This window comes from Plantactinospora soyae, from assembly GCF_014874095.1.
Classification (GTDB): domain Bacteria; phylum Actinomycetota; class Actinomycetes; order Mycobacteriales; family Micromonosporaceae; genus Plantactinospora; species Plantactinospora soyae.
In genome coordinates this window covers 6,841,705-6,863,176 of record NZ_JADBEB010000001.1, presented here as the reverse complement: position 1 = coordinate 6,863,176, position 21,472 = coordinate 6,841,705, and the positions used below count along the sequence as shown (strand labels likewise).

Sequence of the window (21,472 nt, the reverse complement as noted above, 5' to 3'; positions counted from 1 at the left end):
ACGTTGTTGCGCTGTGCCCGTTAGGTTCTTGCCTGATGATCAGGTGGCCGCGTACGAGCGGTTCGTCGGTGAGCTGAGCCGTTCAGAGCTGGAGGGCTTCTTCCTGCTCGACGGCACCGCGTTTGGATCTGATCACGCACAAGGGCGCCGATCATCACAAGATCGGCCTTGGCTTGCAGGGTCGGAACGGTGCGATTTCTGGGGCATTTCCTGACCGAGGATCCGCTGGCGATGCCGTGGTCAGCGGTGGAGTACGTGGCCACCCAGTTAGAGATCGCCGCACGCTGGGCCGGCCCGCCGACCGCGACGGTCGGCGGGCCGGATGGTACGGGCCGCCCCACGGCGCAGGTCATCGCGCCGTGGGGCGGCACCTCATGCCCGCTCGGGTGACAGCGGTGGGGCGGTGACGACCAGGAAGGTGAAGTCCTCGCGGGCCTTGGCGTCGATGGGCAGGGGCAGGCGGATGCGCCCGGAGTCGACCATGCCTCGCACGGCGGGACGGCTCAGGCCGAACCCGGCGGTGAGCAGCTTCTCGACCCGGATCGGTGCCGGGAGCTCGAACCTGATGATGACCTCGAGTGGCGCGGCATCTTCGCGCTGGAGGTCGTAGAACGGTATGTCGGTGTCCAGCTGCCAGGTGCCGGTCCAGTCGAGCTGGTGGGCGGCCTTGTGGGCGAGCGTCGCGTCCATGGTCAGCTGTCGCACCATGGCCGGATCGTTGTTCTCGAACATCAGTAGCCGCTCGTTGTCCAGCGCCCGCACGTTGACGCGCTCGTGGACGGGGATCTTCGACGTGCGTCCGCACAGGTCGCAGCAGATCAGTAGCCACACGTCGAGCAGCTTGTGGTTCGCGTTGACCCGGATCTTGCCGGTGGGACGGTGACGGGTGGACCTGCATGACACGCAGGCTTTGACGATGGTGGGCAGTCCGAGCTCGCTGACCACCCACAGCGCTTTGCGGTCGATGCCGGGTCCGCGACCGTGCGCCGGCACGCGGACATGGCGGGAACTATTCATGGCTTCGGCGATTCCAAGGTCTAGGCAGGAGGCGCCCGGCAGCGCGATGGCGCGCCGGGGGGTGCCTCCCGGATCCAGTGGCGGGCAGCCGGCGTCTCGGCGGGAAGCACGCCGGCTGGCGCGACGTCGCAGATCACGTCGCGTGAAGGAAGCCCGCACCGGTCACGCGGTGCGGGCTTCGAGTGGCACGGCGGGCGGAGACGGGGAGGTGACTCGAACCCGTCTTCACCGCGCACGTGCGCCACTGGTCACTGATCCATGCGCGTCAGCATGGTCAACCCGTGGGCCGCCGGGCAACGGATTTTCCGCGTGGCCCCGCCGCCGGGGTGGGGAAATCCGCTGTCGGTCGTTGGAGGGGGGTGGTACAAAGCCGCGGTGGAAAAGACTCTGGGTTTCGCTGACCTGTTGCGGCTGATGGACGAACGATCGACCGCTTTCCGGGCGGCGGTCGCCGCGGCACCCAGCCTCGACGTGCGGGTGCCGACCTGCCCCGAGTGGACGTTGTTCGACCTGGTGCAGCACCTGGGCGAGGGGCGCCGCAAGTGGGCCGCCATCGTGGCCGCGGGGCCCGCCGACGCTCCGCCGGCGATGTCCGCCCCGGTGGCGCCCCGGGAGCGCGAGGCCCTGCTGGCCTGGTTCGCCGCGTCGACGGGGGAGCTGCTGGACGCGCTGCGGGAGGCCGGCCCGGATCGTGGTTGCTGGACGTGGTGGGGTCCGTCGCAGTCGCCGCAGACGACTGGTGCCGTCGCCCGGCACCAGCTCCAGCAGGTCGCCGTGCACACCTACGACGCCCAGGTCGCCGTGGGCGCCCCGCAGCCGCTGCCGGACGAGGTGGCCCTCGACGGTGTCGACGAGTTCCTGACCACCTGCGTCGCGACGACGGCGGCGTGGCCGCACAAGCCCGCGGTCATCGACTACCACGCCACCGAGGGCCGTTCCTGGCGGCTCTGGTTCTCCGCCGACGGCGCCCGGGCCGCCCGCCTCCCCACGCCGGTCGCCGGCGAGGGCCCGGAGGCGGCCTATGTCTCCGCCCGGGGCACGGCCAATGAGCTGGTCATGTTCTGCTACGGCCGCATTCCGATGGACTCGCTGCGGCTCGACGGCGACCGGCGCGTCTTCGACCAGCTGATCGCCTGGGAGCCGGAGGAATAGGACGCGACGCCGGACCCATCGCGCTGCGCCGACCTCGGCCCCAGCGCACGGCGGTGGGTCCGCGGACCGTCACTCGTAGCGGTATTTCAGCGAGTCCGCCTCCACCTTTTCGATGTCGGCGATCGTCAGCGCCGGCATCCGCAGCTGGGCCAGCGTCACCTCGGCCGCGCTCGGCTGGGCGTGCGCCGGCAGCCACTGCTCCGGCTTCCAGGCCCCGCCGCGCAGCAGCGCTGCCAGGACACCGGCGGAAGATTCTCCGCCGTCCGCGCTGGCGGGACAGTCCGGCCGACCGGCGCCGGGCCGCGCCGGCAGCCCGCCCGCCAGGCCCCGCAATACGTCGACCTCGGCGTGACGATTATGGATGACCTCCCCACGTACCGGGATGGTCGGCGACAGGTCACGTTTCGTGTTCGCCCTCGGGGTCGGTACGGCCGAGCGGTGCGACGCGGTCGCTTTTGTGGGGTTCCCGCCAGTGTTTTTGTGGGATTCCTACAACACAGCAGTTCAGGCACGTGCGATCCGGGACATGGTGCAGTTGGCCGTGATCGAGCAGGGTGTAGAACAGGTACAGGCGACGGTCCGGGACGCGGACGTCGCCTTCTGTGCGTGTGTAGTTGGGGAGGGGTCAGTCGGTGTTCAGTCGTGTCGCCATCGTCAACCGTGGAGAGGCCGCCAGGCGACTCATCCACGCGGTGCGGGATCTTTCGGCGGAAACCGGGACGCGTATCGAGACGGTAGCCCTCTACACCGACGCCGATCGGAACGCGACCTTCGTCCGGGAAGCCGACGTCGTGTACTCGCTCGGTCCCGCCTCGGCCCGGCCGTACCTGGACCATGGCGTCCTGGAGCGGGCGCTGGTGGAGACCGGGGCCGACGCCGCCTGGGTCGGCTGGGGCTTCGTCGCCGAGGACCCGACGTTCGCGGAACTCTGCGAGAGGATCGGCGTCACCTTCATCGGGCCGAGCGCGGAGGCGATGCGCAAGCTCGGGGACAAGATCGGCTCGAAGCTGATCGCCGAGGAGGTCGGCGTCCCGGTCGCGCCGTGGAGCCGTGGCGAGGTCGCGACCCTCGAGGACGCGTTGCGCGCCGGCGACGAGATCGGTTACCCGCTGATGCTCAAGGCGACCGCGGGCGGCGGCGGGCGCGGCATCCGGATGGTCGCGTCGAGCGCGGACCTGACCGACGCCTACGAGCGCACCAGCCAGGAGGCGCTGCGTGCCTTCGGCTCTGGAGTCGTCTTCCTGGAGCGCCTGGTCACCGGTGCCCGGCACGTCGAGGTCCAGGTGATCGCCGACGGGCAGGGCACCGCGTGGGCGCTCGGCGTGCGGGACTGCTCGGTGCAGCGGCGCAACCAGAAGATCATCGAAGAGTCCGCCTCCCCGGTGCTGGCTCCCGAGCAGATCGCCGACCTGAAGGCGTCGGCCGAGCGGCTCGCGCTGGCCGTCGGCTACCGGGGCGCCGGCACCGTCGAGTTCCTCTACCACCCCGGCGAGAAGCTGTTCGCCTTCCTGGAGGTCAACACCCGGCTACAGGTCGAGCATCCGATCACCGAGATCACCACCGGTACCGACCTGGTCCGGCTGCAGTTGCACGTCGCGGGCGGCGGGAAGCTGGAGGGCGCCCAACCGGGCGAGGCGGGCCACGCCGTCGAGGCCCGGCTCAACGCCGAGGATCCCGATCGCGACTTCGCACCCGCTCCGGGTCGTATCGCGCGCCTGGTGCTGCCCACCGGGCCCGGCATCCGGGTGGACACCGGCGTCAGCGAGGGCGACACCATCCCGGCCGACTTCGACTCGATGATCGCGAAGATCATCGCGTACGGCCGTGACCGCGAGCAGGCACTTGGCCGGCTGCGCCGCGCGATGGCCGAGACCACGGTGATCATCGAGGGCGGTACGACCAACAAGAGCTTCGTGCTCGACCTGCTCGACCAGCCCGAGGTGATCGACGCGAGTGCCGACACCGGCTGGATCGACCGTGTACGCGCCGAGGGTCGGCTGGTCAGCCGGCGGCACTCGGCGATCGCCCTGGCCGCCGCCGCGATCGAGGCGTACCAGGACGAGGAGGAGGTCAGCCGCCAGCGGCTGCTGGCCACCGCGCACGGCGGACGCCCGCAGGTGCAGCACGACGTGGGCCGCCCACTGGACCTCAAGCTTCGCGGCGTCGGCTACCGGGTCAGCGTGTCCCGGGTCGGACAGCAGCGGTTCCGCGTCGGCGTCTCCGGCGGCGGTGACGCGCACCTGGCGGATGTCGAGGTCGAGCGGTTCGACGCGCACAGCGGCCAGATCGTGATCAACGGTCGTCGGTTCCGGCTGGTGTCGGCCACCCACGGGCCGATCCACCTGGTCGAGGTCGACGGTGTCACGCACCGGATCAGTCGCGACGAGGGCGGCGTGGTCCGCTCCCCCGCGCCCGCGCTGGTGGTCGCCACGCCGGCTGCCATCGGCGACGAGGTCGAATCGGGCGCGCCGATCCTCGTACTGGAGAGCATGAAGATGGAGACGGTGCTCCGCGCGCCGTTCCGCGCCCGGGTCCGTGAGTGCCCGGTGTCGGTGGGCAGCCAGGTCGAGACCGGCGCGCCGTTGATGTGGCTGGAGCCGCTGGCCGACGAGAGCGCCGACGAGGCGGAACCGGCCGCCGAGGCCGTCGAGATCGAGCTGCCGGCCGAGCCGGCGGCGGCGTCCGCGGCGGAGCGGATCGAACGCGGCCTGCAGGACCTGCGCAGCCTGCTGCTCGGCTTCGACGTCGACCCGCACGACCGCAAGCGGGTGCTGTCGGGCTACCTGGCCGCGCGTGCCGCACTGGGCGGGCGACCGATCGAGGGCGAGTTGGACCTGCTGACGGTCTTCGCCGACCTGTTGGAGCTCAGTCGAAACAAGCCGGGCGGTGAGTTCGAGGTCGAGCCGGCCAGTCCGGTACACAGCCCGCGCGAGTACTTCCACAGCTACCTGCAGAGCCTCGACGTCGAACGCGCCGGCGTCACCGAAGGGTTCCAGCTCAAGCTGAAGCAGGTGCTCGGGCACTACGGCATCACCGACCTGGACCGTACGCCGGAACTGGAGGCCGCGGTCTTCCGAATCTTCCTGGCGCAGCAGCGGATGTCGGCCGACGTCGCGATCATGTCGGAGTTGCTGCGGCAGTGGCTGGCCGGGGGGCCACCGCTGGAGTCGCTGAGCGAGCGGGCCGGGCTGACGCTGGAACATCTGATCGAGGCAACCCAGGTGCGTTTCCCCGCGGTGGCGGACCTGGCCCGGGGTGTGGTGTTCCGCTGGTTCGCCCAGCCGCTGCTGCGCCGCAACCGCGCAAGCGTCTACGCGGCGGTCCGCAAGGACCTGCGCTACCTGGACCGCGAGCCGGACGCCCCGGACCGCGCCGAGCGGATCCAGGCCATGGTGGCCAGCTCCGAGCCACTGGTCCGGCTGATCGGCCAGCGGATCGGGCGGCCCGGCCGGGACCACGCGCCGCTGCTGGAGGTACTGACCCGTCGCTACTACGGCAACCGTGGGTTGTCCGCCGTCACGGCGCTGGACGTCGCCGGCTGCCGGTTCGTCACCGCCGAGCACACCGGTTCGGGCGGCGTGACCCGGGTGGTCACCACCGCCGTCGACATCGCCGACCTGCCCGCCGCCATCGGCGCGGTCGGCGCGCTCGCCTCGGACGTCGCCGAGCGCGGGTTGGTCGCCGACCTCTACCTCACGTGGGAGGGTCAGCCGGACGTCCACGCGATGGTGGTACGGCTCGGGCAGCTCCTCGCCGAGCAGCCGTTGCCGGCGGGCGTCCGTCGGATCACCACCACCGTCGCCGGTTCCAGCGGCGTGATCCACCACCACTTCACCTTCCGGCCGGGCGACGCGGGCCTGACCGAGGACCGGCTGATCCGTGGCCTGCACCCGCAGATCGCGCAGCGGCTGCAGCTACAGCGGTTGCGGGAGTTCGACCTCACCCGGCTGCCCTCGGCCGACGAGGAGATCTACCTGTTCAAGGCCGTGGCGAAGAGCAACCCCGCCGACGAGCGACTCTTCGCGATGGGCCAGGTCCGCGACCTGACACCACTGCGCGAGGCCGACGGCAGGCTGGTCGCACTGCCCGCGGTGGAGGACGCGATCACTGCGGGCATGGACGCGATCCGCAACATCCAGGCGCAGCGCCCGCAGAACAAGCGGTTCGACACCAACCGGATCATGATGTACGTCTGGCCGTCGACCGAGCTGACCGCCGACGAACTCAACACACTGGTCCAGCGCATCCTGCCCACCACCGCGGGCGCGGGGCTGGAGGAGGTCCAGTTCCTGGCCCGTCAGCGCACCGCCACGGGCGAGCTGACCGAGGTCGCCGTGCGGATCGCCCTCGATCCGGGTCACGGCGCACGCCTGCACGTCGGTCAGCCGTCGACCGAACCGGTACGGCCGCTGGACGACTACCGCCAGAAGGTGCTGCGTGCGGCACGGCGCGGAAACGTGTACCCGTACGAGTTGACGGGCCTGCTCGCCGGGGCGAAGGGCAGCTTCGTCGAGCACGACCTCGACGACCAGGGCGCGCTCGTACCGGCGCAGCGGCCTAGGGGCAGGAACACCGCCGCGATCGTCGCGGGCGTCGTCACGACGCCCACCGAACGGCATCCCGAGGGTGTCACCCGCGTGGTGCTGCTCGGCGACCCGACGAAGGCGCTGGGTGCCCTGTCGGAACCGGAGTGCTCACGGGTGATCGCCGCGCTCGACCTGGCCGAGCGGATGCGGGTTCCGCTGGAGTGGTTCGCGCTCTCGGCGGGCGCGCGGATCTCGATGTCCTCGGGTACCGAGAACATGGACTGGGTCGCGGCCGCGCTCAAGCGGATCGTCACCTTCACCCAGGACGGTGGCGAGATCAACATCGTGGTCGCCGGGATCACCGTCGGCGCGCAGCCGTACTGGAACGCCGAGGCGACGATGCTCATGCACACCAAGGGCATCCTGGTGATGACGCCGGACTCGGCGATGGTGCTGACCGGCAAGCAGTCGCTGGACTTCTCCGGCGGGGTGTCGGCCGAGGACAACTTCGGCATCGGCGGCTACGACCGGGTGATGGGCCCCAACGGTCAGGCGCAGTACTGGGCGCCCAACCTGCCGGCCGCCCGCGACGTGCTGATGGCGCACTACGACCACACCTACGTCGTACCCGGCGAGGCGGCGCCCCGGAAGGCGCAGACGAACGACCCGCTCGACCGCGACATCTCCGGGTTCCCGCACACGATCGTCGGCAGCGACTTCGCGCACGTCGGCGAGATCTTCTCCGCCGGGCACAACCCGGACCGGAAGAAGCCCTTCGACATCCGTACGGTGATGCGTGCGCTGTCCGATCAGGACCACCCGGTGCTGGAGCGGTGGGCCGGCATGGCCGACGCCGACACCTCGGTGGTGCAGGACGTACACGTCGGCGGCTGGCCGGTCTGCCTCGTCGGGATCGAGTCGCGGTCGGTGCCGCGACGCGGCTTCCCGCCCACCGACGGGCCGGACACCTACACCGCGGGCACGCTGTTCCCGCAGTCGTCGAGGAAGACCGCGCGGGCGATCAACTCGGCGTCCGGCAACCGGCCGCTGGTGGTGTTGGCGAACCTGTCCGGGTTCGACGGCTCACCGGAGTCGATGCGCAAGCTCCAGCTGGAGTACGGCGCGGAGATCGGCCGGGGAATCGTCAACTTCGACGGGCCGATCGTGTTCTGTGTGATCTCGCGTTACCACGGTGGTGCGTTCGTGGTGTTCTCCAAGGCGCTCAACCCGAACATGACCGTACTGGCGCTGGAGGGCTCCTTCGCCTCGGTGCTCGGCGGTGCCCCGGCGGCGGCCGTGGTGTTCTCCGGTGAGGTGAACAACCGCACCGCGACCGACCCCCGGGTGACGGGTTTGCAGGCCCGGGTCTCGGCGGCCAGCGGTGCGGAGCGGGCGGCGCTGAACGCCCAACTCGCCGAGGTGCAGTCCGCGGTCCGGGCGGAGAAGCTCGGCGATGTCGCCGCCGAGTTCGACCGGGTGCACAGCATCCAGCGCGCTGTCGAGGTCGGCTCGGTGGACGCGATCATCGGTGCCGGCGAGTTGCGGCCGCGGATCATCGAGGCCATCGAGCACGGGATGAAGCGCTGGCACCGGAGGTAGCACCTGCCTCGGCCCGGTGATCCGACTGGTCCAGGTCCCGTGGGTTGGCGCCCGCTGTTCGCGCCAGCCCACGGGACCTGGACCACCGCCAGGTCCCCCACTGTCGCGGGCGCGGCACCCCCGGTCGTGCCGCGTTCAGTCGAGGACTGCGGTGGCCTCGACTTCGACCAGGAGGTCGGGCTCGGCCAGCGCAGTGACACCCAGCAGCGTGATCGGCTTGACCGGGTCGATGCCCAGCCTCGCGGCCGCCCGCGCGACCCCCTCCCCGAGCAGGGCCATCTTGTCGGGAGTCCAGTCGACGACGTACGCGGTCAGTTTCGCCACGTCGTCGAAGGAGCCGCCGGCCTCGGCCAGGGCGGTGCCGATGTTGAGGTAGCACTGCTCGACCTGGGCGGCAAGGTCACCTTCGCCGATTTTCTGGCCGTCGGCGTCCCGGGCGACCTGGCCGGCGATGAACACCAGCTTCGAGCCGGTGGCGATCGACATCTGCCGGTAGACCTCGGGCTTGGGCAATCCGTCGGGGTTCACCAGGGTGATCGCCATGCCGCCTCCTTGTGTCGTCGGAGCCCGTGGGCCCCACCTTCGCCGAAACCATAGCATCGCTATGTAAAGTGCTGACATGGCCAGGACGAAGGATCCCGCGGTCCGCACCCGGCTCATCGAGCGGGCCGGACAGATGCTCCGCACCCGCGAGCCCATCACCCTCCGCTCACTGGTGGCCGGGACCGGCGTGTCGACAATGGCCGTCTACACCTACTTCGGCGGCATGGACGGCGTCTGGAGGGCACTGCGGCAGGAAGGCTTCACCCGCCTCGCGGCCAGACTCGCGACCGTCGTGCCGTCCCCGGACCCGATTCGGGACCTGGCCGCTTTAGGCGCCGCCTACCTGCACAACGCCCTGGACAACCCCGACCTGTACCGGGTCATGTTCGACGCGACCTTCGACCTCGAAGACCCCGCGGCCGCGGACGACACCCTGCACCGCCTGGTGCACACCGCCGAACGCGCCACCCGGGCCGGCCGCCTCCGCGCCGATGTCGATCCGCTGGAACTGGCCACCCAGACCTGGACGATCGGACACGGACTCGCCTCCCTCGTCGCCACCGGCCCGCTGCCCCGCCCGGCGCTCGCCCACGCCATCCCCCTGCTGACCGCGCTGTTCGTCGGTGCCGGGGACGACCCCGACCGATGCCGCCGGTCGGTCGAGGACGGCTGGCGGCACCTGCTCCGGCCCGATGGTTAGCTCAACCGGGCCCGTCACACATCGGCCAGCCCGGCCTCGTACCCGGCGATCACCAGCTGGGCCCGGTCCCGGGCCGCCAGTTTGGTCAGCAGGTTCCCGATGTGGGTCTTGAGGGTGCCACGGCTCACGTGCAGGGCCGCCTCGATCTCGGCGTTGGAGAGCCCCCGGGTGATGAGGGTCAGCACGTCCCGTTCGCGCGGGGTCACGCCGTCGAGTGTCCGGCGCGGCGCGGCCCGGTGCAGCGACGCCGCGATGAGTCGCCGGGTGACGCTGGGGGCGAGCAGCGCCTCGCCGGCGGCGACCGTGCGCACGGCGTCGAGCAGGCGGGGCGGGGTGATGTCCTTGAGGACGAAGCCACTCGCGCCGGCCCGCAGCGCCCGGTAGACGTAGTCGTCCAGGTCGAAGGTGGTGAGCACGAGCAGCCGCGGAGCGCCGGCGGCGGCGGTGATCCGCGCGGTGGCGGCGATGCCGTCGAGGTCGGGCATCCGTACGTCCATCAGCACGACGTCGGGTCGGTGGCTGGCGGCGAGGGTTATGGCCTCGCGACCGGTGCCGGCCTCGGCGACCACCGTCAGGCCCGGCGTGGCGTCCACGAGTTCACGTACCGTGGCGCGGAACAGGGGATCGTCGTCCGCCAGCAGGATCCGGACCGGCTCACCCGTCATGTCGGGAACGGAAGCGTCGCGCGGACGGCGAATCCACCGCCCGGTTCCGGACCGACGGACAGGCTGCCGCTGTGCATGGCGACCCGTTCACGCATGCCCAGCAGCCCGTACCCGGCCGGGCCGGCCGTAGTCGGCGCGACACCGTCGTCCAGGACGGTCAGGTCGAGGGTGTCGGACGCGACCGTGACGGTGACCCGGCAGTGGGTGGCGCCGGCATGGCGGCGCACGTTCGTCAGCGCCTCCTGCAGGATCCGGTGCGCCGACATCCGCAGACCGGACGGCGCGGACGACAGATCCTCCCGGTCGATCGTGACGGCGATGCCGGCGGCCCGGGTCTCCTCGACGAGCTGCTCCAGGTCAGGTGCGTCCGGCGGGCCGGCCGCGTCCCGCAGCCCGCCCAGCACCGCGCGGACGTCGTCCAGGGCGGCCCGGCTGACCTGCTCGATCACCCGCAGTGCCAGCTGCGGATCGGTGTCCAGATGGTGGGCGACCGCCGCCTTCATCGCGATCAGACTGAGGTTGTGTCCGACCACGTCGTGGACGTCGCGGGCGATGCGGAGCCGTTCCTCGGCCACCGCCCGCGCGGTGTGCAGCTCCGTGAGCTGGGCGGTGTGTCCCCGACGGGTGCGGACGGCCCAGGCCAGCGCCCACGAGCCGGCGATGACCGCCGTGCTGTAGACGGCCACGGTGACGGGCGTGGTCGTGAACGACTCCACCTGGTCGCGGGCCGGAACGACCGGCAGTCCGGCCACGAGGGCGTCCAGCAGCCCCGGACCGAGAACAGCGGCGAGCGCGCCGACCAGACCCCAGGACGCGGCCCGGGCCGACGACAGCGCGACCGGGTACAGCGCGAACGCCACCGCGTACACCATGACCTCGGTGCCGACCCCCACGATCAGGGTCGCCCCCGCCGCCGCCAGCACGATCCCGAGGACGGGGACCGGCCAGCACCGCCGGACCGCCAGCGGCAGTCCGAGCAGCGCGGCCAGGCACCACACCCAGCCACCCGACACCGGCCTCATCAGCACGACCGCGGCCACGACCGCGGCCGCTGCCGGCACATCGGCGCCGATCAGAGCCCACCGCCAGAACACCACGGCCCCACGGTAGCGACAGCGGCGCGGACGACGCATCGGACCACGGTCCGATGCGGGACGACCCTCGCGCACCCGACGCTCGGTTGGTGCTGATCCATGCCCTCGCCGCCCTCGTCCTCACCGTCGCGGCTCCCGTCCCCGCCCCCACCCGCCCGTCCGTGGTCGACGCCGCCTCCATCGACGCCGTCGTGCGCGCGTACCTCGACGCGACCCGCATCCCCGGGGTGGCGGTCGCGGTCACCCGGGGCCGCGCCGTGGTGCACACGTCCGGGTACGGACACACCGCGGCCGGCGACGCCGTCACCGACCACACCGTCATGGCCGTCGCCTCGCTCAGCAAATCCGTCACCGCGCTCGCCGTGATGCAGCTGGTGGACGCCGGCCGGGTCGCACTGGACGCACCGGCACGCCGCTACCTGCCCGAGTTCACCATGGCCGACGACCGGGCCGCCGCGATCACCGTACGACAGCTGCTCGACCAGACCTCCGGGATGTCCGACCGGACGTACCAGTCCTTCAGCGGGCCGCCGCTGCACACCCTGCGGGAGGCGGTCGCGTCGATGCGTACCGCCCGACTGACCACCGCCCCGGGCACCCGCTACGCGTACCACAACCCGAACTACCAGGTCGCCGCCCGCCTCGTCGAGGTGGTCAGCGGGCAGTCCTTCGACGCGTACCTGCGGCACCACGTGTTCCGGCCGCTCGGCATGGCCGACAGCAGCACCGCCGACACCGCCGACGACCTGCCGCCCAGTGGCAGGGGCCATCGAATGGTCGCCGGCATGGCCGTCGCCGTGCCCGAACCGCCGGCCTTCGGCAACGGATCGGGCGGCGTACTGAGCACCGCCCGTGACCTGGCCGCCTGGCTGATCACCCAGAACAGCCAGGGCCGGGGCCCCGACGGCACACCGGTCGTCTCGCCGGCCAGCGTCGCCGAGATGCACCGCTCCTCGGCGGTCCGCTCGTCGTACGGCCTGGGCTGGGACATCGGCGAAACCCCGTCCGGCGCGCCACTGGTCGAACACACCGGTGGACTGATCACGGTCACCGCGTACCAGGCCCTGCTGCCGACGAGTGGCTACGGCATCGCCGTGCTGGCGAACGCCGGCGACCAGTACGGCGACGCCCCGGCCCTCGGCGCCCACCTGATCGACCTGCTCGAAGGCCGGCCGTCGTCCCCGCCGGCGCCACCCACACCGCTGATCGGGATCGACGTCGTCCTGCTGCTGCTCTCGCTCGGCGCCGTGTACCCGTCCGTCCGCGGGGTACGGCGGTCCCGGCACTGGGCCGGTCACCACCGGCTCCGCCCCGCCACCGTGGCCCGGCTGCTGCCGTACCTGCTGCCCGTGCTGCTCCTGAGCACGATCCACGACGTGGTCAGCTTCCTCTACCGGGGCCGCGACATCTCGTGGCTACAGGCCGTCTACCTGTATCCGACCTTCACGTTGCTGCTCGGCGTCGCGGCGTCGGGGTGCGTCGCGGTCGTCGTGGCGCGGCTGCTCCGCGCGACGCAGGTGATGGCGGCCGATCGGCGACCCGGAACCCAGGCCGCCGACACCCCGACCACACCGGTGGCGTAGCGGCTTCGGGCGGCCGGGGAGTTGTCGGAGTCCACCCGGGGCGCCCGGGATCCCGGCAGCTACTTCAGCCGGGCCGCGACCTCGGCGCGTCCGTCGGTCAGCCCGGTCAGACCGGACCGCCGGCCGGTGGCGAGGAGCAGCAGGTCACCGGCGGGTCCGCGCACCTCGCGCGGACCGTCGCCGGCCGACCAGTCGGCGTCGTCGGCGACGAACCGCAGCCCGGCGAAACGCTTCCGGTTGCCGTGGAAAACGCTGTTCCAGGCGGGTTGCAGCACCGGCAGCACCCGCTCGATGGGCATCGGACGTTCCCGGCCGAGCGGACGGGCGATGTCCTGTCCGTGCACCAGGATGTCGGTCAGCGGATCCAGCGCACCGCTGAGCGGGAAGCGCCGGGGCCGTCCCGCCGTCTCCCGCAGCTGCGCGACAAGTTCGTCGGGGCCGTACCGAAGGGCCCGCTCCCGGGCCATCTCCGCGGTCACCCGGTCGAAGTCGCCACGGGCCCGGAGCACCCGCAGCGTCGTGGTGGCGAACTGGCGGTCGGCGAGCGTGAGATGGGCGACGACGTCGCGCACGGTCCAGCCGTCGCAGGACGACGGCGCCTCCCACTCACGGTCGTCGAGGGTGTCGAGGAGATCGGCCAGGTCGAGCCGTTCGGCTTCCACGTCGGGCGCCATGGCGACCCGGGTACGGCGGGGGGAGGTCGCCATGACGGGTCTCCTCGGTCGTATCGTGCGGGCCCCGGTCAGAAGAGGCGCCGACACGACGGGTCGGAATGTCCACGGGGTGCCCGGACCTGTTCCCGCGATGCGGAACCGGACGCCAGGGAACGCTACCCCGGGCGACCGACACTTTCGCCGACGATCCCGACCCGGGCGGGCCGGACCCCGGTGCCGGCCGCGCCGGCAGGCGAGCTGACCCGTCGACATCCGCAAAGGTCATCCGGTCGTCCAACCCGGCCAGCCGGCCGTCGAGGCGTCGGCCGGTACGCCCGCGTCACTCGGCGAGCGTCACCGTTCCGGCCGCTCCGTCGATCGTGACGAGCTGGCCGGTGCGGATCTTCTCGGTGGCGTCCGGAACGCAGATCACGGCGGGGATGCCGTACTCGCGGGCCACCGTCGGACCGTGCGCCATCGCGGCACCGGTCTCGGTCACCAGTCCGGCGGCGGTCAGGAACAGGGGTGTCCAGCCGGGATCGGTGGTCGCGGCGACCAGGATCTCGCCGGGTTCTATGTGCGCGGTGGCGGGGTCGTGCACCACCCGGGCGGGTCCGGTGGCCGTACCCGAGGCCGCTCCGACCCCGCGCAGCGTGCCGTCCCCGGACGACGGCGCGGGGATCAGCGTCTCCACGTCGGTGCCGTCGGAAAGCACCGATACCGGCACCCGGCGGCGGCGCAGTTCGCGCCGGTGCACGGCCCGGCGGTCGGCGACCATCGCCCGGTGGTCGACCCGCTGCTCCACTGCGGCGCGGGCCTCGGCCAGGGTCAGGAACATGATGTCGTCGGCGCGTTCCAGCAGCCCCTGTCCGGCGAGTTCGGCGCCGACCAGCAACAGTTGCCGGCGCGTCTCGCGCAGCGGGTACAGGCCGGCGAACTTGCCCGCCTCGCGCAGGCCGGTCAGCACCCGGGCCCGGCGCAGCAGGAACCCGGCGAGCCGGCCACGGACCGGCCGGCGTCGGCGGGCCCGCTGGACCAGTTCGGCGAGCTTCTCCTCGGCCTCCGCCCCGGCCCGCGCGAACCGCCGGTCGGGCGCCTGCTCCGGATCGGTGACCCGCAGATAGTTCGCGATCATGGCGAAGACCGGTGTCGGGTCCTCGGCCCAGCGCGGTACACCGATGTCGACCTCGGCGGCGGCCCGGTGGCCGTACGCGTCGAGGAACCCGGCCAGGCCGATGTCGACGAGCGTGCCGGCGAGGTAGGCCGTGGCGAGTTCGTTCGGTGGGGTCTTCAGCAGCAGCTCACGGTGTTCGGTGGCGCGTTCGGCCAGGCGCCACAGCGCCAGGTCCATCTCGATGGTGACGTTGTACGGCATGCCGCCGAGGACGGTGTTGACCTCCGCCTTGCTGGCGATCCCCTTGAGCAGTTCCGGTGGCACCGCCGCGACGAGGATGCCGGCGACGATCGGCCAGATGATCGCGTCGTACCGGGTGGACGGGTCCTGGGCCTCGATGAAGTCGAGCCGCTCGGCGGCGGTGTCGACGCCGGCGGGAGCGACCGAGCGCTGCTTGAGTCCCTCGATCTCGCGGAACATCCGGATTCGCGTCGCCTCCGGCCGGGCCAGCGCGCCCAGGATCCCGGCCACCGCCCGAGGGGCGGTACGCAGCGTCGCGCCGAGCGAGACGTTCATTCCGGCCGGGTTGCCGGGCAGCGGCGCGAACCGGGGGTCGGTCAGGATGTGCTCGACCACCGCCTGGGCGCGTGGGCCGAAGTCCACCGCCATCAGCTTCACCAGCCGCTTGCGGGTCGACCTGCCGCGAACCAGGTCGGTCAGGTCGCCGTAGAGGCGGCCACCGATGTCGACGATGTCGGCCTTGATGCCGAACGAGGCGAGCATCCCGGCCAGCATCGCCTTCAGCGTGGACATCCCCATCGGGGTGGCCGGGGCGAGCATGCCCTGCACGTGGCCGAACTCCAGGTAGATCCGGGGCAGTGGCTGGTCGGTCGAGGGCGGCAGCGGGAACAGGGTGGTGATCGGGCGGGACTGGAGCAGCCACAGCGTCCCGTCGTGGTCGATCGCCCACTCGACGTCCTGCGGGGAGCCGAAGTGGTCCTGGAGGCGCTGGCCGACCTGCCACAGTTCGGCCAGCCGGTCCGGGGCCAGGCAGCCCCGCTCGTCGTACCGGTCGCCGTCCAGGACGTAGTGGTCGGCCACCACGGTGCCGTCGACGACGGCGCTACCGAGGCCGGGGGCGGCGTCAACGACCATCTCGGTGCGGCAGCCGGTGATCGGGTTCGCGGTGAACATCACCCCGGCGACCACGGGGTCGACCATCCGCTGCACGACGACGGCCATCCGTACCGTCGCGTGGTCGATGTCGTTGGCCTCCCGGTAGGCCACGGCCCGCTCGGTGTGCAGGGAGTTCCAGCATCGGCGTACGGCGTCGACGAGTTCCTCGGGACCGTCGACGCCCAGCAGGGTGTCCTGCTGGCCGGCGAAGCTGGCGTACGGCAGGTCCTCGGCGGTCGCGCTGGAGCGGACCGCGACCGGCCCGCCGCCGAGCCGCTGGTACGCCGCGACGACCTCGGCCTCCGGGACCACCCCGGCCCGGTGCGCGGCGGTGGTCAGGCAGAAGCCGTCCGGGACGCGTTCGCCCATCCTGATCAGCTCACCGAGCCCGGTGGCCTTGCCGCCGACCAGGTCCGTCATCCCGGCGGCTGTCTCGGACAGCGCGAGCACGTTCACCCTGGGACCCCCCTCTTTTAAAATACGACTGAAATGTAGTTCGCCGGGGAGCCCGTGTCAATACAGTCGCAATGTAAAGTGGCGGGGTGCCCAGGAGAGTCGACCACCACGCGCGGCGCAAGCAGCTCGCCGACGCCCTGATGAGCCTCGCCGCGACCCAGGGACTGGAGGCCGTCAGCCTCCGGCACGTCGCGGCCGAGGCCGGCGTGTCCACCGGCATGGTGCAGCACTACTTCCGCACCAAGGACGAGATGATGATCTTCGCCCTGGACATGGTGATGCAGAACGTCCAGGCCCGCTCCGTCGCCGAGGCGTCCTCGGCGCGACCGGCCGGACCCGGCGGCATCGTCCGGACGCTACTGCTGCAGATCCTGCCCCTGGACGAGCTCCGACGGCTGGAGAACCACGTCGTCCTCGCGTTCCTCGCCTACGCCGCCGTCAAGCCGGCCATCGCGGCGGGCCTGCGGGACAGTGTCGACCAGATGCGGACGTTCGTCGCGGACCAGATCCGGGCCGCGCAGGAGAACTCCGACGGCCCACTGCGGATCGACCCCACCCACGCGGCCATGGGCCTGCTGGCGCTCGTCGACGGCCTCGGCATCCAGGTCCTCGGCCAGCACTACTCCCCGGACGAGGCGGTCGCCGTCCTCGACACGCACCTCCGCCTCCTGTTCGGCCCCGCCGACGGCGCACCGGACCCCGACGGCACCACCGCGGGGACCGCGTCGACCCGGGCCTGAGCTGCCGGTTCGGACACCGCACGGCCACACCCACGATCCCCCGTACGCTACGACAACGCGCGCCGGGCGGACCGGTGCCGGAGCATAGGAGGCTGATCGGTGACGACCCGTATGGCGGTCCTCGGAGCCGGATCCTGGGGCACCGCCTTCGCGATGATCCTCGCCGACGCCGGATCCCGGGTCACCCTCTGGGGGCGTCGCCCCGAAGTGGTCGACGCCGTCAACCGCACGCACACCAACCCGGACTACTTTCCCGGGATCGCGCTTCCGGCCGGGATCACCGCGACGGTGGATCCGGCGGCGGCCGTCGCGGACGCGGAGTTCGTGGTGCTCGCGGTGCCGTCGCAGACCCTGCGGGCGAACCTGGCCGCCTGGGCGCCGCGGATCGGCCCGCAGACCGTACTGGTGAGCCTGATGAAGGGTGTCGAACTCGGCACCGCCAAGTTGATGAGCGAGGTCATCGCGGAGGTCACCGGCGCGGACCGGGACCGGATCGCGGTGGTCTCCGGACCCAACCTGGCACCGGAGATCGTCCGCCGGGAGCCCGCCGCGTGCGTTGTGGCCTGCCGGGACGAGACCGTCGCCGAACGGCTCCAGCTCGCCTGCCACACCGCCTACTACCGCCCCTACACCAACGTCGACGTGGTCGGCTGCGAGGTCGGCGGAGCGGCGAAGAACGTCATCGGCCTGGCCGTCGGCATCGCCGAGGGAATGGAGCTCGGCGACAACACCAAGGCCTCGCTGATCACCCGGGGTCTGGCCGAGACCGCCCGCCTCGGACTGGCGATGGGCGCGGACCCGCTCACCTTCGCCGGTCTGGCCGGCATGGGGGACCTGGTCGCCACCTGCTCCTCACCGTTGTCGCGCAACCACACCTTCGGCGCCAACCTCGGCCGGGGCATGACGGTGGCGGAGACCATCGCCGCGACCCGGCAGACCGCCGAGGGCGTCACCTCCTGCCGGTCCGTGCTCGACCTCGCCCGACGCCACCGGATCGACATGCCGATCGCCCAGATGGTCGTCGACGTCGTGCACGACGGGAAGCCACCCCAGGTCGTCGTCAAGGAGCTGATGTCGCGGTCGGCGAAGCCCGAACGCCGATGAGCCGTCCCCGCTACCGCTTGACGCAGACGTAGCTGGCGTAGGTGGCCGGATGCCGGCTGGGGGTGACCTCGCTGATCCGGAAACCGGCCTTGTCCAGCATCGGCTCCAGCAGCCAGCTGAAGGTGCTGTGCTCCTCGCGTACGTGGGTGGCGAGTTCGGGCCGGGTCCAACCATCGGCGGTGGATCCGGCCGCCGAGGCCAACCAGCTCTCCAGCTCCCCCGCCGCCTGCGCCGGGTCGAAGGTGTAGACCAGGTCGCGCAGCAGCAGCACCCCGCCCGGGCGCAGGATGCCGGCGACCCGGGCGAGGGCGATGGCCTTCCAGAAGTCGGGCAACTGGTGCAGCGCGTGTCGGGTGTAGACGAAGTCGGCGGCCGGCCCCTGGTGGACGTAGCTCAGGAAGCCGGCCTGCACCACCTCGACGTTGGCCAGCCCGGCCCGCCCGACGTCGGCGCGGAGCCGCCCGAGCATCGCCGTCGAGACGTCCACCGCGACCAGGCGCCGGCAGATCCGCGCGGCGGCGAGGGTGAGGCGGCCGGTACCCGCCCCGAGGTCGACGAGCGTGCTGTCGCCGTCCAGCCCGAGCCGGCACAGGATGTCGAGATCGGCCTGCGGGTCGTGCCCGGCCTTGCGGTCGTAGCCGGCGACGTACGCCGGATCCAGGTGCTCGTTCCCGGCGTGTGCCAGCTCGTCGAGCCACCAGTCCGGCGGCCCGTCGCCACCGCTGGTCCGTTCCGGCACCCCGACCACACTCCCCCGCCCGACCCGATGACCGCCGCCGTGGACTCCCCCGACGACGGCGGCTCCCAAGTATGGCGGGCCCGGCCGTACGGGTCAGGTCGATTACGGACCGGCGAGGTCTACCCCACCGACCGGGCGGACGAGCCGCGCGAGCCCGCTCCGGCCCGGCACTAGACTTCCCCGGCGATGGACAACCAGAACCCCAGCAGCGATCTCCGGGCGGAGAGCCGACCCTGCGCCCACTGTGGACGGCTGGTACCGCAGCGGGCGGCCGCCGGGCGGCCGTTCCGCTACTGCCGCGACAACGACGGCGCCTGTCAGCGGGCGTCCCGCAACCAGCGCATGCGGCACCGTAACGCCCCCGGGCTGGCCGGCCAGGTGGCCAGGACCTGGGAGGTGGTCGACCGCCTCGACCAGATGGCCGAGGCGCTGACCGAGTCGCTGCACGCCGAACTGTCGCCGGCCGGGGTCGAACGGCAGGTCGCCGAGGTCCGGGCCGAGGCGTCCGCCCAGATCGCCGCGGCGCAGACCGAACGGGACGAGGCCCGCCACGCGGCCGAGGCGGCGGCCGTCGCCCTGCGCCAGGCGCAGCAGGCCGCCGCCGAGGCGGTCGCCGGCCGCGCCGCCGCCCGCGAGGAGTCCGAACGGGCTGGCCGGAGCGTCGAACAGGCCCACGTCGAGACGAGCGCCGCCCTCGCCGCCCGGGACGCGGCGCGGCAGGCGGAGAGCGCGGCGGTCGCCCTGCGTACCCAGGCCGAGCGGGACCGCGACGGCGCCCGCCGGGACCTGCGCGGACTGCGCGCCGAGGCGGACGCCGACCGACGGCAGCTGGCCGAGGTCACCCGGGAGCGGGACACGGCGCGCGCGGAAGCCGACCGGGCCGCCCGGTCGGCCGCCGACGCGGTGTCCCAGGCCGAACGGTTCCGGGCCATGGCCGCCGAGGCCCGGACCGCCGAGGCGCAGGCCCGGACCATGGCCGCCGAGGCCCGCGACGCGGCGGACGACGCCGCGCGGGACACCGCTAGGGCCTACGCCTCGGCCGAACGGGCCGAGACCGCCGCCGCGCAGGCCCGGACGGCGGCCGCGGGCGCCACCGCCGAGCGGGACCGGCTGCGCACCGAACTCCAGGCCGCCCGGGAGGCCGTGAGCGCCGCCGAGGGCCGGCTCGCGGAGCTCACGGTACGGTCGGCCGCCGCCGAAGCCGACCGCGACGCGGCCCGTGATCGTGCCGGGCAACTGTCCGCCCAGGTCAGCGATCTGGCCGCCGCTCTGGCCAGCCTCGGTGCCCGGACCGCCGCGCCCGCCGGTGCCGCCACGGTGGCGGGTCCGGGCGGCGGGTCCGGCCGGACCGCCCCGGCCAGTGATCCGTGAGCCCGGCCCATTCCCGGATCCGGCGGCGATTTTGCCGGCCAGACCGGCACGATGCGGCCGGATCAATGCCACATACCACGGCAATTCGCGCCCCGGACAGGTGACCCGGATCACCACCCAGGTGATCCGGCTACGCTCGGAGCGTTTAACCGTCTGTACGTTTCTGCCGGCGGCGGGAATCGCCCACCCGGCACCTGTCGTTACACCGATAAGAACCAGCATCACGACCGAGGGGAAAGCCGATCATGGGCGAGCGCATGCTGCGCGGGAGCCGTCTGGGAGCAGTCAGCTACGAGTCCGACCGCAACACCGAGCTTGCCCCGCGACAGACCCGAGAGTACCTCTGCGCCAAGGGCCACCAGTTCGAGGTGCCGTTCGCCGTCGATGCCGAAGTGCCGATGACCTGGGAATGTAAGTTCGACGGCAGCGTCGCGCGGTTGGTCGACGGCAGCGAACCGGAGCAGAAGAAGGCCAAGCCGCCACGGACCCACTGGGACATGCTGCTGGAGCGCCGCTCAATCGCCGAGTTGGAGAGCATCCTCGCGGAACGGCTCGAAGAGGTCCGGACCCGACGCGGCCGGGCCTGACCGACCAGGAACACCGTTCGACACCCGCCCCCACGGCACCCGCCGTGGGGGCGGTGTCGTGTCAGGTCCACCCCGGTCCCGCGACCGGTCGGATCAGCGCGGGCGGGGCTCCACGATCTCACCCTCGATGGCCGGACCGGGCCCACCGGTCCCGGGCACCGGTCCACCCGTCGACGCCACCGGCCCCTCGGCGGGGGGCGCCGTCGGATCGTCCGGACGCGGCTGGCCCCGCCGGACCCGTACCCGCCGGGGACCGAAGAGATCACCGGCGACCGCGGCGGAGATCCGGCGCTCGGCGGCACGCTGCACCCGGTGGCGGGCCAGCCGGCGTACCAACGGCACCGTCAGCGACAGCCCGACAACCCCGGTGACCAGTCCCGGCAATGCCAGCAGCAGCCCGGCGAGCAACCCGACCAGGCCGTCACTGACCTGCGGCCCGGGCGGACGCCCACCCTCGGCCGCGGCCCGGAAACCCCGCCAGGCCCGCATCCCCTCCCGGCGGAGCAGCACCAGCCCCAGCACCGAGACGGCGACCACCAGCAGAATCGTCCAGCCGAACCCGATCCACCGGCCCAGCAGTACGAAGACCGCGACCTCCACGATCCCGGTCAACAGCAGTGCCAACGGCACGAACCTCAACCCTCGGCGCATCT

The 21,472-nt window shown here is 72.2% G+C and carries 18 protein-coding genes; 9 read left to right on the top strand and 9 right to left on the bottom strand.

Features of this window, described 5'->3' with window-relative positions:
- Positions 1–189: 189 nt before the first annotated feature.
- On the top strand, positions 190–390 hold the full coding sequence (locus H4W31_RS29945; protein WP_192769696.1) for a hypothetical protein: 201 nt from the start codon (positions 190–192) through the stop codon (positions 388–390).
- Here H4W31_RS29945 and H4W31_RS29940 read toward each other — a convergent pair.
- Positions 373–1,017, bottom strand: coding sequence for a DUF1062 domain-containing protein (locus H4W31_RS29940; RefSeq protein ID WP_225945753.1), 645 nt, complete (start codon positions 1,015–1,017; stop codon positions 373–375). The two genes, H4W31_RS29945 and H4W31_RS29940, sit on opposite strands and share 18 nt — an antisense overlap.
- Positions 1,018–1,392: 375 nt before the next feature.
- Between H4W31_RS29940 and H4W31_RS29935 the strand changes: the two genes are divergently transcribed.
- Positions 1,393–2,169, top strand: coding sequence for a maleylpyruvate isomerase family mycothiol-dependent enzyme (locus tag H4W31_RS29935; protein ID WP_192769694.1), 777 nt, complete (start codon positions 1,393–1,395; stop codon positions 2,167–2,169).
- Positions 2,170–2,238: 69 nt separating this feature from the next.
- Here H4W31_RS29935 and H4W31_RS43235 read toward each other — a convergent pair whose 3' ends face one another.
- Positions 2,239–2,502 (bottom strand): hypothetical protein, encoded by a 264-nt coding sequence (locus H4W31_RS43235; protein ID WP_225945752.1) that lies wholly within the window; start codon positions 2,500–2,502, stop codon positions 2,239–2,241.
- Positions 2,503–2,801: 299 nt separating this feature from the next.
- Here H4W31_RS43235 and H4W31_RS29925 point away from each other — a divergent pair, with 299 nt between their 5' ends.
- The gene (locus H4W31_RS29925) at positions 2,802–8,294 is read left to right on the top strand and encodes an ATP-binding protein (protein ID WP_192769693.1); all 5,493 of its coding nucleotides are present in this window, start codon (positions 2,802–2,804) and stop codon (positions 8,292–8,294) included.
- A gap of 135 nt (positions 8,295–8,429) precedes the next feature.
- On the opposite strand, the gene H4W31_RS29920 is transcribed toward H4W31_RS29925, so the two are convergent.
- Complete coding sequence (locus tag H4W31_RS29920; RefSeq protein WP_192769692.1) at positions 8,430–8,837, bottom strand: RidA family protein; 408 nt, start codon at positions 8,835–8,837, stop codon at positions 8,430–8,432.
- Positions 8,838–8,913: 76 nt separating this feature from the next.
- On the opposite strand from H4W31_RS29920, the gene H4W31_RS29915 reads away from it, so the two are divergent.
- Positions 8,914–9,537, top strand: coding sequence for a TetR/AcrR family transcriptional regulator (locus H4W31_RS29915; protein WP_192769691.1), 624 nt, complete (start codon positions 8,914–8,916; stop codon positions 9,535–9,537).
- A 14-nt stretch (positions 9,538–9,551) separates the two neighbouring features.
- Here H4W31_RS29915 and H4W31_RS29910 read toward each other — a convergent pair whose 3' ends face one another.
- Positions 9,552–10,202, bottom strand: coding sequence for a response regulator (locus H4W31_RS29910; protein ID WP_192769690.1), 651 nt, complete (start codon positions 10,200–10,202; stop codon positions 9,552–9,554).
- Entirely contained in the window at positions 10,199–11,299 is a 1,101-nt protein-coding gene (locus H4W31_RS29905; RefSeq protein WP_192769689.1) for a sensor histidine kinase, read from the bottom strand. The genes H4W31_RS29910 and H4W31_RS29905 overlap by 4 nt, the downstream gene beginning before the upstream one ends.
- An 86-nt stretch (positions 11,300–11,385) precedes the next feature.
- Here H4W31_RS29905 and H4W31_RS29900 point away from each other — a divergent pair, with 86 nt between their 5' ends.
- Positions 11,386–12,879 (top strand): serine hydrolase domain-containing protein, encoded by a 1,494-nt coding sequence (locus H4W31_RS29900; RefSeq protein WP_318783476.1) that lies wholly within the window; start codon positions 11,386–11,388, stop codon positions 12,877–12,879.
- 59 nt (positions 12,880–12,938) lie between these two features.
- Here the strand turns inward: H4W31_RS29900 and H4W31_RS29895 are convergent, their stop codons facing one another.
- Together H4W31_RS29895 and H4W31_RS29890 are read right to left on the bottom strand one after the other, a co-directional pair.
- A complete protein-coding gene (locus H4W31_RS29895) occupies positions 12,939–13,586 on the bottom strand; it encodes a maleylpyruvate isomerase family mycothiol-dependent enzyme (RefSeq protein WP_192769687.1) in 648 nt (215 codons plus the stop codon).
- A 286-nt stretch (positions 13,587–13,872) separates the two neighbouring features.
- Entirely contained in the window at positions 13,873–16,278 is a 2,406-nt protein-coding gene (locus H4W31_RS29890) for a PEP/pyruvate-binding domain-containing protein (protein WP_192769686.1), read from the bottom strand.
- Positions 16,279–16,364: 86 nt separating this feature from the next.
- Between H4W31_RS29890 and H4W31_RS29885 the strand changes: the two genes are divergently transcribed.
- Positions 16,365–17,018 (top strand): TetR/AcrR family transcriptional regulator, encoded by a 654-nt coding sequence (locus H4W31_RS29885; RefSeq protein WP_192769685.1) that lies wholly within the window; start codon positions 16,365–16,367, stop codon positions 17,016–17,018.
- 99 nt (positions 17,019–17,117) lie between these two features.
- Complete coding sequence (locus H4W31_RS29880) at positions 17,118–18,122, top strand: NAD(P)H-dependent glycerol-3-phosphate dehydrogenase (RefSeq protein ID WP_318783475.1); 1,005 nt, start codon at positions 17,118–17,120, stop codon at positions 18,120–18,122.
- Positions 18,123–18,132: 10 nt separating this feature from the next.
- Here H4W31_RS29880 and H4W31_RS29875 read toward each other — a convergent pair whose 3' ends face one another.
- Positions 18,133–18,861: a class I SAM-dependent methyltransferase gene (locus H4W31_RS29875; protein ID WP_192769684.1), complete on the bottom strand. Its 729-nt coding sequence runs from the start codon at positions 18,859–18,861 to the stop codon at positions 18,133–18,135.
- A gap of 186 nt (positions 18,862–19,047) precedes the next feature.
- On the opposite strand from H4W31_RS29875, the gene H4W31_RS29870 reads away from it, so the two are divergent.
- A complete protein-coding gene (locus H4W31_RS29870) occupies positions 19,048–20,232 on the top strand; it encodes a hypothetical protein (RefSeq protein WP_225945751.1) in 1,185 nt (394 codons plus the stop codon).
- A 245-nt stretch (positions 20,233–20,477) separates the two neighbouring features.
- On the top strand, positions 20,478–20,819 hold the full coding sequence (locus tag H4W31_RS29865; RefSeq protein ID WP_101366032.1) for an RNA polymerase-binding protein RbpA: 342 nt from the start codon (positions 20,478–20,480) through the stop codon (positions 20,817–20,819).
- Positions 20,820–20,912: 93 nt separating this feature from the next.
- Here the strand turns inward: H4W31_RS29865 and H4W31_RS29860 are convergent, their stop codons facing one another.
- Positions 20,913–21,470: an FxsA family protein gene (locus H4W31_RS29860; protein ID WP_192769683.1), complete on the bottom strand. Its 558-nt coding sequence runs from the start codon at positions 21,468–21,470 to the stop codon at positions 20,913–20,915.
- Positions 21,471–21,472 lie beyond the last annotated feature (2 nt).